Origin of the sequence: Mesorhizobium sp. B1-1-7, from assembly GCF_006442705.1 — a bacterium.
Lineage (GTDB): Bacteria > Pseudomonadota > Alphaproteobacteria > Rhizobiales > Rhizobiaceae > Mesorhizobium > Mesorhizobium opportunistum.
Genome location: NZ_VFWQ01000003.1, coordinates 123,402 through 138,471 on the forward strand (window position 1 = coordinate 123,402; position 15,070 = coordinate 138,471).

The 15,070-nt window shown below is 63.5% G+C and carries 17 protein-coding genes; all 17 read left to right on the forward strand.

What is annotated here, in order from left to right:
• Positions 1 to 117: 117 nt before the first annotated feature.
• On the forward strand, positions 118 to 1,239 hold the full coding sequence (locus tag FJ978_RS05335; protein WP_140570792.1) for a DUF1217 domain-containing protein: 1,122 nt from the start codon (positions 118 to 120) through the stop codon (positions 1,237 to 1,239).
• Positions 1,240 to 1,241: 2 nt separating this feature from the next.
• Positions 1,242 to 1,964, forward strand: coding sequence for a flagellar basal-body rod protein FlgF (gene flgF / locus FJ978_RS05340; RefSeq protein ID WP_013893220.1), 723 nt, complete (start codon positions 1,242 to 1,244; stop codon positions 1,962 to 1,964).
• A gap of 1 nt (position 1,965) precedes the next feature.
• Positions 1,966 to 3,366 (forward strand): flagellar protein export ATPase FliI, encoded by a 1,401-nt coding sequence (fliI, locus tag FJ978_RS05345; protein ID WP_140570794.1) that lies wholly within the window; start codon positions 1,966 to 1,968, stop codon positions 3,364 to 3,366.
• Positions 3,347 to 4,192 (forward strand): hypothetical protein, encoded by an 846-nt coding sequence (locus FJ978_RS05350; RefSeq protein ID WP_140570796.1) that lies wholly within the window; start codon positions 3,347 to 3,349, stop codon positions 4,190 to 4,192. Before fliI ends, FJ978_RS05350 begins: the two co-directional genes overlap by 20 nt.
• Positions 4,193 to 4,362: 170 nt before the next feature.
• Complete coding sequence (gene flgB, locus FJ978_RS05355; protein ID WP_013893217.1) at positions 4,363 to 4,743, forward strand: flagellar basal body rod protein FlgB; 381 nt, start codon at positions 4,363 to 4,365, stop codon at positions 4,741 to 4,743.
• 2 nt (positions 4,744 to 4,745) lie between these two features.
• Positions 4,746 to 5,162 carry a flagellar basal body rod protein FlgC gene (gene flgC / locus FJ978_RS05360; protein ID WP_140570798.1) on the forward strand — a complete coding sequence of 139 codons (417 nt, stop codon included), beginning with the start codon at positions 4,746 to 4,748 and terminating at the stop codon, positions 5,160 to 5,162.
• Positions 5,159 to 5,482 carry a flagellar hook-basal body complex protein FliE gene (locus FJ978_RS05365; RefSeq protein ID WP_181176703.1) on the forward strand — a complete coding sequence of 108 codons (324 nt, stop codon included), beginning with the start codon at positions 5,159 to 5,161 and terminating at the stop codon, positions 5,480 to 5,482. Before flgC ends, FJ978_RS05365 begins: the two co-directional genes overlap by 4 nt.
• A 10-nt stretch (positions 5,483 to 5,492) precedes the next feature.
• Positions 5,493 to 6,281, forward strand: a complete 789-nt coding sequence (flgG, locus tag FJ978_RS05370; RefSeq protein ID WP_013893214.1) for a flagellar basal-body rod protein FlgG — start codon at positions 5,493 to 5,495, stop codon at positions 6,279 to 6,281.
• Positions 6,282 to 6,283: 2 nt separating this feature from the next.
• On the forward strand, positions 6,284 to 6,820 hold the full coding sequence (flgA, locus tag FJ978_RS05375; RefSeq protein ID WP_140570800.1) for a flagellar basal body P-ring formation chaperone FlgA: 537 nt from the start codon (positions 6,284 to 6,286) through the stop codon (positions 6,818 to 6,820).
• 149 nt (positions 6,821 to 6,969) lie between these two features.
• A complete protein-coding gene (locus FJ978_RS05380) occupies positions 6,970 to 8,058 on the forward strand; it encodes a flagellar basal body P-ring protein FlgI (protein WP_224730695.1) in 1,089 nt (362 codons plus the stop codon).
• A gap of 3 nt (positions 8,059 to 8,061) precedes the next feature.
• Positions 8,062 to 8,646: a MotE family protein gene (locus FJ978_RS05385; RefSeq protein WP_041164050.1), complete on the forward strand. Its 585-nt coding sequence runs from the start codon at positions 8,062 to 8,064 to the stop codon at positions 8,644 to 8,646.
• Entirely contained in the window at positions 8,643 to 9,353 is a 711-nt protein-coding gene (gene flgH / locus FJ978_RS05390) for a flagellar basal body L-ring protein FlgH (protein ID WP_013893210.1), read from the forward strand. Before FJ978_RS05385 ends, flgH begins: the two co-directional genes overlap by 4 nt.
• Before the next feature lie 16 nt (positions 9,354 to 9,369).
• Positions 9,370 to 9,864, forward strand: a complete 495-nt coding sequence (locus FJ978_RS05395; protein WP_140570802.1) for a flagellar basal body-associated FliL family protein — start codon at positions 9,370 to 9,372, stop codon at positions 9,862 to 9,864.
• Entirely contained in the window at positions 9,861 to 10,592 is a 732-nt protein-coding gene (gene fliP / locus FJ978_RS05400; RefSeq protein WP_013893208.1) for a flagellar type III secretion system pore protein FliP, read from the forward strand. Before FJ978_RS05395 ends, fliP begins: the two co-directional genes overlap by 4 nt.
• 353 nt (positions 10,593 to 10,945) lie before the next feature.
• Entirely contained in the window at positions 10,946 to 11,932 is a 987-nt protein-coding gene (locus FJ978_RS05405; protein WP_013893207.1) for a flagellin, read from the forward strand.
• Positions 11,933 to 12,212: 280 nt separating this feature from the next.
• Entirely contained in the window at positions 12,213 to 13,286 is a 1,074-nt protein-coding gene (locus FJ978_RS05410) for a flagellin (RefSeq protein ID WP_013893206.1), read from the forward strand.
• Positions 13,287 to 13,417: 131 nt separating this feature from the next.
• A complete protein-coding gene (fliF, locus tag FJ978_RS05415) occupies positions 13,418 to 15,067 on the forward strand; it encodes a flagellar basal-body MS-ring/collar protein FliF (protein ID WP_013893205.1) in 1,650 nt (549 codons plus the stop codon).
• Positions 15,068 to 15,070 lie beyond the last annotated feature (3 nt).

Below are 15,070 nucleotides of genomic sequence, written 5' to 3' on the forward strand. Positions count from 1 at the left end.
CCCGTGCCTTGTGTGAGGCTTGAATCGGAGCCGTCATGGAACCGAATTGAGGCGATTCAGTTTCGCGCAAGGAAGTGGCGCTATTGTGCTGGCATTGCTTCGGCCGGAGGCGCGTCCTTGCTCAATACCTTTACCAGCTACCAGTTGATCACCAGAGACATCTCGAAGTCGATCGACCGGATCGAGAAACAGCCGACGGTCGATCGCGACACGCAATATTATCTCGCCAACATCACCAAGGTGAAATCGATAGACGATTTCGTCAAAAACGATCGGTTGTTCAAATATGCCATGAAGGCCTACGGGCTTGAAGACATGGACTACGCCAAGGCGTTCATGGTCAAGGCGCTCAAGGAAGGCGTCACCGATCCCGACAGCTTCGCCAACAAGCTGACCGACAAGCGCTACGCCCAGTTCGTCAGCGCATTTAATTTTGCCGCCAACGGCGCCGATGCGACGATCTACAACAAGGCGCAGCAGCTGGTGACGAAGAACTACGCCACGCAGGCGCAGATCGCCGGTCTCGATCCGAATTCCGACTATGTGAAGGGCGAGACGACCTATTATCTCGCCAACATCACCAAGGTGAAGTCCGTCGACGATCTGATGTCGAACAGCCGGCTCTACACCTACGCGCTGGCTGCATATGGTCTAGACTCCGCGACCGAGGACAAGGACCTGATCAAGCAGGTTCTGCAAAGCAAGGTGAGCGATCCTGACAGTGTCGCCAACAAGCAGACGAACCCAGCTTACGCGGGACTGGCTTTGGCCTTCAATTTCGAAGCCAATGGCGAGAACGCCACCACCATCAATCCGGCGCAGCAGCCCACCGTCGACAAGTATCTGCGCCAGACGCTCGAAGAGGATGCCGGCCAGACCAATCAGGGCGTGCGGCTGGCCCTTTATTTCCAACGCAAGGCGCCTGACATAACCAGCTGGTACGACGTGCTGGCCGACACGGCTCTTGCCAGCGTCGTGCGCACCGCGCTCGGCCTGCCCGATTCCTTCGCCACCGCCAATATCGACAAGCAGGCGCAGTTGTTCGAGCAGAAGCTCGACCTCACGGATTTCACCGATCCCGCGAAGCTCACCAAGTTCCTGACCCGCTTCACCAGCATGTACGAGATCAACAACCCGACCTCGACCGCGGTGTCGTCGATCAGCGTGCTCTTCGCCAAGCCGGTCACGTCGGGCATCTCCACCGACCTGATGATGGCCATGCAGAAGTTGAAGTTCTGACCATGCGGGACAGTCTCTACGTCGCCCTTTCCGCGCAAATGGCCCTTGAGCGCCGGCTCGACACGATCGCCGACAATGTCGCCAACGCCAATACCGTCGGGTTTCGCGCCACGGGCGTGAAATTCGAGGACGTGGTGTCCGGCACCGGGCAGAAATCGGTCTCCTTCGCTTCGTCCGGCAAGACCTATCTTTCCGGCGCCCACGGCCCCCTGAACGAGACCGGCAACCCATTCGATTTCGCCATCCAGGGCGACGCCTGGTTCGCCATCGACACGCCCGCCGGCCCCGTCATGACCCGCGACGGCCGGTTTTCCATGAACGAGAATGGTGAGCTGATGTCGATCGAGGGCCATCCGGTGCTCGATGCCGGCGGGGCGCCGATCCAGCTCGACCCGCGCAACGGCCCGCCCAAGGCAGGCGCCGACGGCTCGCTGCGCCAGAACGATCAGCTTGTCGGCTCGATCGGCCTCTACAATTTCGATCCGGGCGTAAACTTCGTGCGCTACGGCAATTCGGGCATCGTGCCGGCACGCACGCCCGAACCGGTCACCGATCGCTCCGATGTCGGCATCGCCCAGGGCTTCGTCGAGGAGTCCAACGTCAATCCGGTGCTGGAGATGACGCGGCTGATCATGGTCCAGCGTGCCTTCGAAAACACCGCGGCCCTGATGCGGCAGACGGATTCCTCCACAGACGAGGCGATCAAGACGCTCGGCTCGAAGTAGCATGTCGCTCGAACAGCCATCCATCCGCGCACCCGAGAGACAGCCGCAGCCGGCGCCGGAAGACCGCCTGGCCGCGCTCGAGCGTGTATGGCGCCGCTTCAGCGGCGCCGACGCGCTGGTCAAGCGTGGCGGCCTCGTCACCGAAGTTACGCCCACGCACTACAAGGTGCGCGGCCTTTCCGATTTCGCTCGGTTGGGCGACATCGTCGAGCAGCGCGGCCTGGCCGGCGCGCGCCGCGGCGAAATCGTCAAGATCAGCCGCGACGAGGTTGTCGTAGCCCCCTTCGAACGCAGTGCCGATGCCGGTATCGGCGATGCCGTCTTCCGCCGCGGCCCGCTCGCCGTGGCTCCGCACGGCTCGTGGCGCGGCCGCACCATAGATGCGCTGACCCGGGCGATCGACGGAGGCCCGCCGCTCGTCAGGGGTGACGACATGGCGGCCAGCGCCACCACGCCCGGTGCCATGGCCCGGCAGCGTGTCGGCACGGCGTTCATGACCGGCGTCAAGGTCATCGACATCTTCACGCCGCTGTGCCTAGGCCAGCGCCTCGGCGTGTTTGCCGGCTCCGGCGTCGGCAAGTCGACGCTGCTTGCCATGCTCGCCGGTGCCGACGCTTTCGACACCGTCGTCGTGGCGCTGATCGGCGAACGCGGCCGCGAGGTCCGCGAATTCCTCGAGGATACGATCGGCGACAGCATGGCCAAGACCGTGGCCGTGGTCGCCACCAGCGACGAGAGCGCCATGATGCGCCGGCGCGCACCCGACACCGCCATGCGGGTCGCGGAGCATTTTCGCGACCAGGGCCACCGCGTGCTCCTGGTGCTGGATTCGATCACCCGCTTCGCCCATGCGTTGCGTGAAGTGGCGACGGGAACCGGCGAGCCGCCGGTCGCCCGCGGCTATCCCGCCTCGGTTTTCACCGAACTGCCGAAGCTGCTTGAGCGAGCCGGGCCAGGAGCTGAGGGAAAAGGCTCGATCACCGCCATCATTTCCGTGCTGGTCGATGGCGACGATCACAACGATCCGGTCGCCGATTCCGTGCGCGGCATCCTCGACGGCCATGTCGTGCTCGACCGCGCGATCGCCGAACAGGGCCGCTATCCGCCGGTCAATCCGCTGTCGTCCATATCGCGTCTAGCCGGCAAGGCGTGGAGCCTCGAGCAGCGCGCCCTGGTGACCCGGCTGAAGTCGATGATCTCGCGCTTCGAGGACACACGCGACATTCGCCTGCTCGGCGCCTATCAGGGTGGCGTCGATGCCGAGCTCGACATCGCCGTGCGCCAGGTGCCGCTGATCTACGAGGCGCTGACGCAGTCGCCCAGGGACCGTCCTTCGACCGATCCGTTCTCCGACCTTGCCCGTCATCTCAAGGGAAAGCAGAATGCCGAACCAGGAGAGTGAACGACAGTACACCGAGCGCGTCCTGCGCGAGATGATCGCCGACGCGAACGCCGCGGAGGAAGCCAGGACACGGGAAGCGAATGCGGCCAAGACAAAAGCCGCTCGCGCCATAGCCGCCAAGGCCGAGGCTGTTCTGGCCAGGGCTGTCAAGCCGATCCTGCCCCGGGCTGGCAGAGCCGAGCCTATTGCGCCCAGGGTTCTCGAGCCCACCCTTCACGAGGTTCCTCATGTAGAGGCTGCCGAGATGGCGCAGGCCAGCCGCAACTTGCTGATCGACGACCTGTTCCGCGTCACCGAGTGGCCGCAGCCGCCAAAGGCGCAATTTCCCAGGGTGGGCAAGAAGCCCGACCGGCGAAGCGATGTCGTTATTGCCGCGCTCGGCATTGCGCTCGGTCTCACCTGCGCCCTGTTTCCCTGGTACATCTTCTTCAACCAGGACCAGTTCGGCGTCCAGGCGATCAAGTTCGGCGGCACCGGCACCAATTCGGGGCGCGAGGGTGGCGGCGTGGTCGCCGAACGCAGTGCGCCGCTGACGGCGAAGGACGTTCCCAACGCCAATCTCGACCTGTTTGCCACGGCAACGGTGCAGGACGATTCAAGGCCGGCATCGCCGCCTGGCGATCAGCCCTTTCCGGCCGACGTCGCGAAATTCCGTATGGTCCACGTCGCCAACGGCCGCGCCATGATCGAGGACGACACCGGCCTGTGGCTCGTCCAGCGCGGCTCGAAATTGCCCGATTCCAGCAAGGTGTCGGCGATCGAACAGCGCAACGGCAAATGGGTCATGCTCACCAGCACCAACCAGGTGATCGAGCTTTCCAGGTAGTCGACGCGGTTTGTCTTAAATCAAAGGGGTAAAGCCTGATGCCTGGACAAACAGTGCCCGTTTATCCGAGAAAACCGGGTCACGCTTTTGGGCATCCCGCTTTAGCGGTCGTCCGCAAGGTCCGCGCAAGACTGGCGGCCTAGTCTCTGGGCATCTGCCCGGAGATTCCCATGGAGCCCGTTTCCCTTTTCGATCTCGCCGCCAAGCAAGCGCAGTGGCTGGCCGTGCGCCAGTCGGCGATCGCCGGCAACATCGCCAACGCCAACACGCCGGGCTACACGGCAAACGATGTCGAGCCGTTCGAAAAGGTGCTCGACCGTGCCGCAGTGTCGCTGCAGGCCACCCAGGCCGGCCATCTCGGCAGCGCCGCGACCAATGCCGGTTTCGCCATCAAGCCACAGGAAGACGACGGTGTTGTCATGCCGTCCAAGAATTCGGTGGTGCTCGAGGACCAGCTTCTCAAGGCCGGCGAGGTGCGCCGTTCCTTCGAGCTCAACACGGCCATCGTCAAGGCGTTCCACTCGATGATGATGATGGCGGTTAAGAGCTGACCATGGACGCGCTGACCGCAGCCCTGAAAGTCGCAGCATCCGGCCTTGGCGCCCAGTCCGAGCGCCTGCGTGTTGTTTCTGAAAACCTCGCCAATGCCCAGTCGACCGGCACCACGCCCGGCTCCGACCCGTATCGCCGCAAGACCATCAGCTTCGTTTCCGAACTCGACAGGACCTCGGGCAGCTCGACCGTCGAAGTGAACTCGATCGACCGCGACCCGAGTGACTTTCCCGTCGAATTCCAGCCCGGCAACGAAGCCGCCGACGAGAAGGGCTACGTCAAGATGCCCAATGTCAACGTGCTGATCGAAATGGCCGACATGACCGAGGCCAACCGCTCCTACGAGGCCAACCTGCAAGTCGTGAAGCAGGCGCGCGACCTCATTTCCATGACCATCGACCTGATGAGGAACCAATGATCGTAAACGGCATCGGCGCGCTTAACCTGAAGCCTGGGCTGGGCGACACGGCGACGGACCTGCTTCAAGGCGGCGTTGCGCCCGCGGCGCCCGGTAACCTTGGCACGTCCTTCGCCGAGGCGCTGAGCCAGGCCGCCTCCAAGACCGTCAGCACGATGCAGAAGGCCGAGCAGGTGTCCATGCAGGCGCTCAAGGGCGACGCCGATACCCGCCAGGTCGTCGATGCCGTGATGAGCGCGCAGCAGGCGCTTCAGACCGCCGTCGCCATCCGCGACAAGGTCGTTTCGGCCTATCTCGAAGTCAGTCGTATGGGCATCTGAGGAGTAGGTCATGAAAGCACTCGCCATCGCCGCCACCGGCATGAATGCCCAGCAGACAAATCTGGAAGTCATCGCCAACAACATCGCCAACATCAACACCACCGGCTACAAGCGGGCACGCGCCGAATTCTCCGACCTGCTCTATCAGGTCGACCGCACGCAAGGCGTGCCCAACCGCTCCAACGCCTCGCTGGTGCCGGAAGGCGTCTCGATCGGCCTCGGCGTCAAGACGACGGCCGTGCGCAACGTCCACACCCAGGGCGAACTGACCAGCACCGGCAACAGTTTCGACATGGCGCTCACCGGCCGGGGCTGGTTCCAGATCGAGGGCGCCGATGGCGGCACGCTCTACAGCCGCGCCGGTGCCTTCAACACCAACGCCACCGGTCAGTTGGTGACCGTGGACGGCGCCAGTGTCATTCCGGCCATCAACGTGCCTGTCGACGCCGTCGAGGTCATCGTCAACAAGACCGGCCAGGTCTTCGCCCGCATCGATGGCCAGACCGACCTGCAGAACCTGGGCCAGCTTCAGATCGCGAACTTCGCCAACGAGGCGGGCCTCGCCCCGCTCGGCGACAACCTGTTCCAGGAAACGACCGCCTCCGGCCCGGCCAATGTCGGCGTCCCCGGCGACCCCGGCTTCGCCACCATCCAGCAGGGCTACCTCGAGGCCTCCAACGTCGATCCGGTCAAGGAAATCACCGAGCTGATCTCGGCGCAGCGCGCCTATGAGATGAACTCCAAGGTCATTCAGGCCGCCGACGACATGGCCTCCGTCGTCTCCAAGAACATCAGGTAACGATGGCCATGCCGATCTCCTGCTCCGCATTCCGCCGCACCGCGCTCGTCCTTGCGCTGGTGACCGGTGGCATGCCGGCTTTCGCCCAGGAATCGGCAGGTCAATCGGCAAATCAATCAGCCACTCAGATCGCCAGCAATCAAGCCGTCGGCGAGGTCGTGCTGATCCCCAACCGGGTCATCTATCCCGGCGAGACCATCGAGCTCACCGCCTTGAAACAGGTGACCCTGATCCCGGGCAAGCACAAGCCCGAGGCGATGGCGACTGTGGCCGAGGAACTCCAGGGCAAGGTCGCCAAGCGCACGCTGCTGCCCGGCCGCTATATTCCTTCGACGGCCATTCGCGACGCCTGGCTGGTCGAACAGGGTGCTGCCGTGCAGGTCTTCTTCATCTCGGGCGGCCTGACGATATCGGCCACAGCCGTGACGTTGCAGCCAGGTTCCGCCGGCGACCTCATCAAGGTTCGCAACAGCGACAGTGGCAAGATCCTCTCCGGCACGGTGATGGCCGACGGAACCATCCAGGTCAGCGCTTCATGATGCGTCCGCTTGCCCTTCTACTGGCGGCCTTGCTCGGCCTGCAGCCGGCGCTGGCTGACGGCCTGACGCCCAAGGCCAAGCGCGAACTCGCGGCCAGGAATGGCGGCGTCTACGACGATCCCGAATATGATCCGGCCACCACCACCCGCATGTTCCGCGTTTCGCCCGGGCCGAGCTCGCTGCCGCCTGGCCAGGTCGCCTCGCGCATCAAGGATATCGCCCAGCTGCAGAGTTCGCGCGACAACCAGCTCGTCGGCTACGGCCTGGTCATCGGGCTTGCCGGATCGGGCGACAGCCTGCGCAATTCGCCGTTCACCGAACAATCGATCCGCGCCATGCTCGAAAACCTCGGCATCGCCACCGAAGGCGGCAGCGCGCGCGCCAAGAACGTCGCCGCCGTTATCGTCACCGCCAACATGCCGCCCTATGTGCAGTCGGGCGCGCGCATCGACATCGACGTCTCCTCGATGGGCGACGCGACCTCGCTTGCCGGCGGCACGCTGATCATGACGCCGCTGAAAGCGGCGGACGGGGAGATCTACGCCGTAGGCCAGGGCGCGGTCATCGTTTCGGGCTTCACCGCCCAGGGGCAGGCCGAGCAATTGACGCAAGGCGTGCCGACCGCCGGCCGGGTGCCGAACGGCGCCATCGTCGAGCGTTCGGTGAAAGCCGAGTTCGACGACCAGGCGATCCTCACGCTGCAATTGCGCAATCCCGATTTTTCGACGGCCATCCGCATCGCCGACGCAATCAACGACTACACCAGCCAGCGCTTCGGCATGCGCGTGGCGGGCGAGCGCGATTCCCGAACCGTGCAGATCAGGCGGCCGAAGAATGTTTCGGCGGCGCGCTTCTACGCCGAGATCGAGAATCTGGTGGTCGAGTCCGACACGCCGGCCCGCGTCGTCATCGACGAGCGCACCGGCACCATCGTCATCGGCAACGACGTCAAGATTTCGCGTGTCGCCATCAGCCACGGCACGCTGACCGTGCGCATTACCGAAGCGCCGCGCGTCGTGCAGCCCGAACCCTTCTCCAAGGGCGAAACCGCCGTCGAGCCATTCACCGCCATCGATGCCAGCCGGCCGGACGCGCGTGTCGCCGTGCTGGACGGGCCGGACCTGCAGACCCTCGTCTCCGGCCTCAACCGGCTCGGCGTCAAGCCGGACGGCATCATTGCCATCCTGCAAGGCATCAAGTCGGCTGGCGCCCTGCAAGCCGATCTGGTTCTCCAATAGGCGATGCCGATGATCCTTTCCCTCTCACCCCATGAAAGACGCCGCTCCGGCGCGATCCTGCTCGCCACAGCTGCCCTTGCGGCCATGTCCTTTTCCGGCAGCGCGCGCGGCGAGGACACCGTTCGCCAGGTTCTGCCCGGAGCGCAGCCCGCCGTGGCGCCACAGCAATTGACACGGCAGAAGGCACCGGACCAAAGCGAGATCGAGCGCTTTTGCTCAAACATAGCCGATGCCGCCCGTGACCGCCGCTATGCCTTGCAGGCCGAGGAGCTGAAGCAGCTCCAGGCCGGCATCGACGAGCGCATGAAGGCTCTGGACGCAAAGAAGGCCGAATACGAGACCTGGCTGAAGCGGCGCGAGGTCTTCCTGGCCCGGGCAGAAGACGGCGTCGTCAAGATCTATGCAGGCATGAAGCCCGATGCCGCGGCCGAGCGTCTGGCAATCGTCAACGCAGACCTCGCCGCGGCCATCCTGATGAAGCTCGATTCACGCAAGGCCAGCGTCATCCTCAATGAAATGGACCAGAAGGCGGCGGCGGCGCTCACCGGCATCATGGCCAGCGCAGCTCGAAGGGTAGATCCGTCATGATCCGCAGAATGCTTGTCCTGTGCGCGGTCGCGGCGCTGTCCGGCTGCGGCACCAACCTCAAGGAAGTCGGCAAGGAACCGGCGCTCTCTCCGGTCGGCTCGGGCATAGACGGCGGCGATACCGGCTCCCTTTACAAATATCCCGAGACGCCACGCGCGCCGGTCAAGAAATTCTCGCTGTGGGATGATCGCCAGAGCCGGCTGTTCACCGACCCACGGGCACTGTCGCAGGGCGACATCCTGACGGTCAGGATCAAGATCAACGACCGCGCCAACTTCAAGAACCAGAACGACCGGAGCCGTACCGCCAACCGCAAGCTCGGCTTCGATATCAGCGCGCAATGGGACAAGATCGGCAGCACTGCCGGCAAAGGCGCTGGAGCACTGAATTCCCAAACGGACACGACCGCCGATGGTGAGATAAAGCGATCCGAGACATTGGAGCTCAACGTGGCGGCCATCGTCACCGACGTCCTGCCCAATGGCAATCTGATGATCACAGGCTCGCAGGAAGTGCGTGTCAACGCCGAACTCAGGGTGCTGACGATCGCCGGCATCGTGCGGCCGGCCGATATCGGCGCCGAGAACACGATCCCCTACGAACGCATCGCCGAAGCGCGCATTTCCTACGGCGGACGCGGCCGTATCACCGAGGTCCAGCAACCCGCCTACGGCCAGCAGGTTCTCGACCAGGTTCTTCCGTTCTAGGATTGGGAAGCAAAACGTGGCCAATGTCGAACAGCTTCAGCCTCGCAAGGGTCCTTCCCTTGCCGTCCAGGGCGCCATGCTGCTGGTGGTGACGGCCGCCGCCATCGGCATGGGCTGGATGTCGGGCGGCTATCTCAAGGGTGTCGGCGCACCGTCATCGGTGCCGGCTGCGCCTGAGAATGAGGGCAAGACGGCCGAGCCCGCCGCCACGCATGAACCTGGCGCGGGATCGACGCTCGTTGTACTGGCGCCGATCACCACCAACATCGCCTCGCCTGCGGAAACCTGGCTCAGGATGGAAGTGTCGGTGGTCTATGACGCGCCGCAGCCGCCGGCCATGTCGGAAGACATCCATCAGGATCTTCTGGCCTTCGTTCGCACCTTGAAGATGCACCAGATCGAGGGCGCCAGCGGCTATCAGCACCTGAAGGCAGATCTCGACGAACGCGCGTCGATCCGCAGTCAGGGACATGCCAAGCAAGTACTCATCAGGACATTGCTGCTCGAATGAGAAAGTTCCTTCTCGCCGCGGCGCTGATCGGCGCCACCACATCGATTGCCGCGGCCCAGCAGTTGGACCTTGGCGGCATCGGCAAGGCCGACGGCACCACCGTCGGCTACATCATCCAGATGTTCGGCCTGCTGACCGTGCTGTCGGTGGCGCCGGGCCTGCTGATCATGGTGACCAGCTTCACCCGTTTCGTCATCGCCTTCTCGATCCTGCGCGCCGGCATCGGCCTGCAATCGACACCGGCAAACCTTATCCTAATCTCGCTATCGCTTTTCATGACCTTTTATGTCATGGCGCCGACCTTCGACCAGGCCTGGAACACCGGCGTCAAGCCGCTGATGGACAACCAGATCAGCCAGACCGAGGCCTTCGACAAGATCTCGGATCCGTTCCGCACCTTCATGCTGCACAATGTGCGTGACAAGGATTTCGACCTTTTCGCCGACCTCGCCCGCGAGCGCGGCCAGACCGTTTCGCGCGACACCGTCGACCTGCGCATCCTGGTGCCTGCCTTCATGATCTCCGAGATCCGGCGCGGCTTCGAGATCGGCTTCCTGATCGTGCTGCCGTTCCTGGTCATCGACCTGATCGTCGCCACCATCACCATGGCGATGGGCATGATGATGTTGCCGCCGACCGTGGTGTCGCTGCCATTCAAGATCCTGTTCTTCGTGCTGATCGACGGCTGGAACCTGCTCGTCGGCAGCCTGGTGCGCTCGTTCAACTGATCGTCCGCACCGTAACGCCTCGCTAGAGCAATTCCAGGAAAAGTGTGACACGGTTTCCGTCCGGAATTGCGTAAAAACAAAGAGATAGAGCGGTTCGCCGTTTCCGTGAAACGGTGAAATGCTCTAGAAGCACCGCTCGCCGAAGAGGCTGGACGGGGTGTGCGGCATCGTCGAAATTTCCCAAATTATTTTCGGTTAACCCTCAGGTTTAGTCCTTTGGTAGGGACTTGCCGCCATATTCGCTCGCAGATGGCGGGTGATCGAAACAACGGTCATTGGCATGATGCCGCTCCGTCATACCGGGAAAGCCGGTATGTCAAAAAAACACCTGTAAAAACAAGGTACGAGTAGCCATGTCCAGTATCATGACGAACGCCGCTGCGTTGACCGCGCTGCAGAGCTTGAACGCCACCCAGAAGAACCTCGACACCACCCAGTCCCGCATCTCGACGGGTTATCGCGTCTCCCAGGCTTCGGACAACGCCGCTTACTGGTCGATCGCTACCACGATGCGCTCCGACAACCAGGCCATGTCCACCGTTTCGGACGCGCTCGGCCTCGGCGCCTCGAAGGTCGACACCGCCTACACCGGCATGGACAGCGCGATCACCACCATCAACCAGATCCAGCAGAAACTGACCGCATCTTACGGCCAGACGGATGCGTCGAAGGAAAAGACCCAGGTCGAAATCGCCGCTCTTCAGAAGCAGCTGAAGGCCTACGCCGACGGCGCCACCTTCTCGGGTACCAACATGCTGTCGGTAAACAGCGGCACGGCCACCACGGCTGCCGACGTCAAGGTCGTTTCGGCCTTCAACCGCAGCTCCGCCGGCGCGGTTTCGATCTCCACGATCGACGTGAACGTGGAAAGCATCAAGCTGTATGAAGCCGGTGCTTCGGCGACCGCCAAGGGCATCCTCGACACCGACCGCCTCGGCATCAGCGGTGTTGCCGCAGCGGCCTCGGCCCCGACCCTCGGCGCTGCCGCGGCGGCCACCGATACCTATTCGGTCGCCTCGCTGAAAATCTTCTCGGGCACCACGGCCGCCAGCGACACCCAGATCGCGCAGATGATGACCGTCGTCGATGCCGCGCTCAAGGACATGACGAACGCCGCCACCAAGCTCGGCGCCGCCAAGAGCTCCATCGACCTGCAGAAGACCTTCACCTCGAGCCTGATGGACTCCATCGACCGCGGTGTCGGCCAGCTCGTCGACGCCGACATGAACAAGGAATCGACCCGCCTCCAGGCTCTGCAAGTCCAGCAGCAGCTCGGCGTCCAGGCGCTGTCGATCGCCAACGGTTCGTCGCAGTCGATCCTGTCGCTCTTCCGCGGCTGATCGTTCACCAACCACGAACAGCACTAGAATATCGGGCCGCGCCAAAAAGCGCGGCCCGATTTGCGTTTGCTCCAGCCCCGCGCAACGCTCGTTCCTTAACCCTCGAAAGCGAGCCATTAACAGGCCGTTAACCATAACGCGCTAGTCATGGTTAACCATTAGCTTACAATGGATTGGCGAATCGGCCTGGTCGGCACGATGGCAATCCATGGGCGGGCCAGCGGCTCGCGAGGGCAATGCCGGTTTTGAGAGACCGGCTCGGGAAAAAGGAGCGAGTTTCTTGGCGAGCATCATGACAAACGCTGCGGCGTTGACAGCACTTCAAAGCCTTAACGCCACCAACAAGTCGCTCGAGCAGACGCAGTCGCGGATTTCGACGGGCTACAGGGTCTCCGAGGCCTCCGACAACGCCGCCTACTGGTCGATCGCCACGACGATGCGCTCCGACAACCAGGCGCTGTCGACCGTTCAGGATGCGCTCGGTCTCGGCGCCTCGAAGGTCGACACCGCCTACACGGGCATGAACAATGCGCTGGATGCGATCGGCAAGATCAAGACCAAGCTGCTTTCGACCGTTGGCCAGACGGATGCCGCCAAGGCAAAGACGCAGACCGAAATCACGGCGCTCCAGGCGCAGATGAAATCCTTTGCCGATTCCGCAACCTTCTCGGGCTCGAATTTCCTGTCGGTGACGTCGAAGCAGGTCGCCGGGAATAATGACGGCGTCCAGCCCGACGCCCATATCGTGTCCTCGTTCAATCGCTCCTCGTCGGGCGCCATCTCGCTCGGAACGATCGACATCAATGTCGAGAGCACCAAACTGTTCGATTCAGGCCTCGCCGCCGACGTCAAGAACCAGGGCACGCTCGACCGCCAGACCTCCGTCTACTCCACCGCCGCCGACCAAGCCCAGTACGACTCCGCCTATGCGGCCGCGCTCGCCACCGGCGGCACCGACATCGCCGCCAACGCCGCCGGCCAGGCCGCCGTGACGAACACGACGCCCACCAAGATCGACAATGTTTCCGCCTTCAATCTCGACATTACGGCGTCCGGCGTGACCGATGACATCATCACCCAGATGATCGGCAAGATCGACAATGTCATGAGCCAGCTGACCGACCAGGCCACCATCCTCGGCGCCGCCAAGAGCTCCATCGACCTGCAGAAGACCTTCACGCAGAGCCTGATGGACTCCATCGACCGCGGCGTCGGCCAACTCGTCGATGCCGACATGAACAAGGAATCGACGCGCCTCCAGGCGCTGCAGGTCCAGCAGCAGCTCGGCATCCAGTCGCTGTCGATCGCCAACAGCTCCTCGCAGTCGATCCTGTCGCTCTTCAAGAACGGCTAATCCAGCCGTAGCTGACGGATACCCCACCTCCAATTCACGGGCCGCGCCGCAAGCGCGGCCCGATTTCATTTTCGCACAAGCTTCGGAGATTAGTGTTCCGGCGGAACAGTCATGCTGGGAGTCGCTCTATCGTGCCGGAACAGATCCAGAGCATCATCTCGAATCTCCGCGGTTTTGGTGTGAAGCGCCTCGCCATGCTTGCGGGCATCGCCGTGCTGGTGATGGGCGTCATCGGCATCGCCTCGGTCTATCTCAACCGCCCTGCCTACGACACGCTCTATGTCGGGCTCGATCGCTCCGATGTGAACCAGATCGGGCTGGTGCTGGGCGAGGCCGGCATCGGCTTCGACGTCGGTGCCGACGGAACCTCGGTGCTGGTGCCGGCCGGCACCACGGCGCAGGCGCGCATGCTGCTGGCCGAAAAGGGCCTGCCCACCAGCGCCAATGCCGGCTACGAACTGTTCGACAATGTCGGCGCGATGGGCCTCACCTCCTTCATGCAGCAGATCACTCGCGTGCGTGCGCTCGAAGGCGAGATCGCCCGCACCATCCAGTCCATCGCAGGAATCAAGGCGGCGCGCGTCCACATCGTCATGTCCGAACGCGCCAACTTCCGCCGCGACGAACAACAGCCCTCGGCATCGGTCGTCATCCGCTATGCCGGCATCGACGCCGAGAAAAGCGCCATGTCGATCCGCCATCTCGTCGCCGCCGCCGTGCCGGGCCTGTCGGCCGACAAGGTGACGGTGCTTGATTCCAACGGCAATTTGCTGGCCGCGGGCGACGATCCGTCCAACACCAGTGCTGCCCGCACGCTCGGCGTCGAGCAGACGGTGGAGGCACAGATCGGCGACAACATCCGCCGCGCGCTCACCCCCTATCTCGGCCCGGACAATTTCCGCGCCAGCGTCAAGGCCGAGGTCAACACCGACACCCGCCAGACCGAAGAGACCATTTTCGACCCGAATTCCCGCGTCGAACGCTCTGTGCAGTCGGTGCGGGCCAACGAAAACAGCAACCAGAAGCAGGCTTCGACCCCGGCCAGCGTCGAGCAGAACCTGCCAGAGACCCAGGCGGCCAGCACCGAGGGTCCGCAGACCTCTTCGGCGAACGACCGCAAGGAGGAGATCACCAATTACGAGATCAACTCCAAGAAGATCGCCACCGTCTCCAATGGCTACACCGTCACCAAGATGTCGATCGCCGTCGTCGTCAACCAGGACCGGCTGAAAACGATCCTGGGCAAGGACGCAACGCCCGAACAGATCGCCAAGCGCGTCGCCGAGATCCAGAAGATGGTGAGTTCGGCCACCGGTTTCGACGACAAGCGCGGCGACGTCATCGACGTCTCGGCGGTCGAGTTCATCGATGGGCTGGACGGCGAGGCGGTTCCGCAAGCTGGAATGCTCGATTCCATCGGCCAGCATGCCGGCACGCTGATCAATGCCGGTGCCTTTATCGTCGTGGTGTTCCTGGTCGCCTTCTTCGGCCTGCGGCCGATGGCGGCCGCGCTGACGGCAAAGGCGACGCCGACGCCCGCCATATCCGGCCCCAACTTCGATGAGGTCCAGCGCTCGTTGCCGACACCGGAGGCAGCCGCTTCAGCCAATGCCGCCGTCGGCGCCTTGCCCAGTGCAAGGCCCGGCGCCACCCCGCTCGACGATCTTCGCCAGAAAATCAGGCCCGCGCCGCAGGAGCGGCTTGCCCGCATGGTCGACATCAACGAGGAACGCACCGCGCAGATCCTGCGCAAATGGGCGGCCCAGGAAGTCGCGGCCTAGACC

Excerpts from the sequence above, each read along its gene's own strand:
- FJ978_RS05350 (WP_140570796.1), top strand. The coding sequence starts at position 3,347 with ATGCCGAACCAGGAGAGTGAACGACAGTACACCGAGCGCGTCCTGCGC.
- fliI (WP_140570794.1), top strand. The coding sequence starts at position 1,966 with ATGTCGCTCGAACAGCCATCCATCCGCGCACCCGAGAGACAGCCGCAG.
- flgH (WP_013893210.1), top strand. The coding sequence starts at position 8,643 with ATGATCCGCAGAATGCTTGTCCTGTGCGCGGTCGCGGCGCTGTCCGGC.
- flgG (WP_013893214.1), top strand. The coding sequence starts at position 5,493 with ATGAAAGCACTCGCCATCGCCGCCACCGGCATGAATGCCCAGCAGACA.
- flgC (WP_140570798.1), top strand. The coding sequence starts at position 4,746 with ATGGACGCGCTGACCGCAGCCCTGAAAGTCGCAGCATCCGGCCTTGGC.
- FJ978_RS05380 (WP_224730695.1), top strand. The coding sequence starts at position 6,970 with ATGTTCCGCGTTTCGCCCGGGCCGAGCTCGCTGCCGCCTGGCCAGGTC.
- FJ978_RS05405 (WP_013893207.1), top strand. The coding sequence starts at position 10,946 with ATGTCCAGTATCATGACGAACGCCGCTGCGTTGACCGCGCTGCAGAGC.
- flgF (WP_013893220.1), top strand. The coding sequence starts at position 1,242 with ATGCGGGACAGTCTCTACGTCGCCCTTTCCGCGCAAATGGCCCTTGAG.
- FJ978_RS05385 (WP_041164050.1), top strand. The coding sequence starts at position 8,062 with ATGCCGATGATCCTTTCCCTCTCACCCCATGAAAGACGCCGCTCCGGC.
- FJ978_RS05365 (WP_181176703.1), top strand. The coding sequence starts at position 5,159 with ATGATCGTAAACGGCATCGGCGCGCTTAACCTGAAGCCTGGGCTGGGC.
- flgB (WP_013893217.1), top strand. The coding sequence starts at position 4,363 with ATGGAGCCCGTTTCCCTTTTCGATCTCGCCGCCAAGCAAGCGCAGTGG.
- fliP (WP_013893208.1), top strand. The coding sequence starts at position 9,861 with ATGAGAAAGTTCCTTCTCGCCGCGGCGCTGATCGGCGCCACCACATCG.
- flgA (WP_140570800.1), top strand. The coding sequence starts at position 6,284 with ATGGCCATGCCGATCTCCTGCTCCGCATTCCGCCGCACCGCGCTCGTC.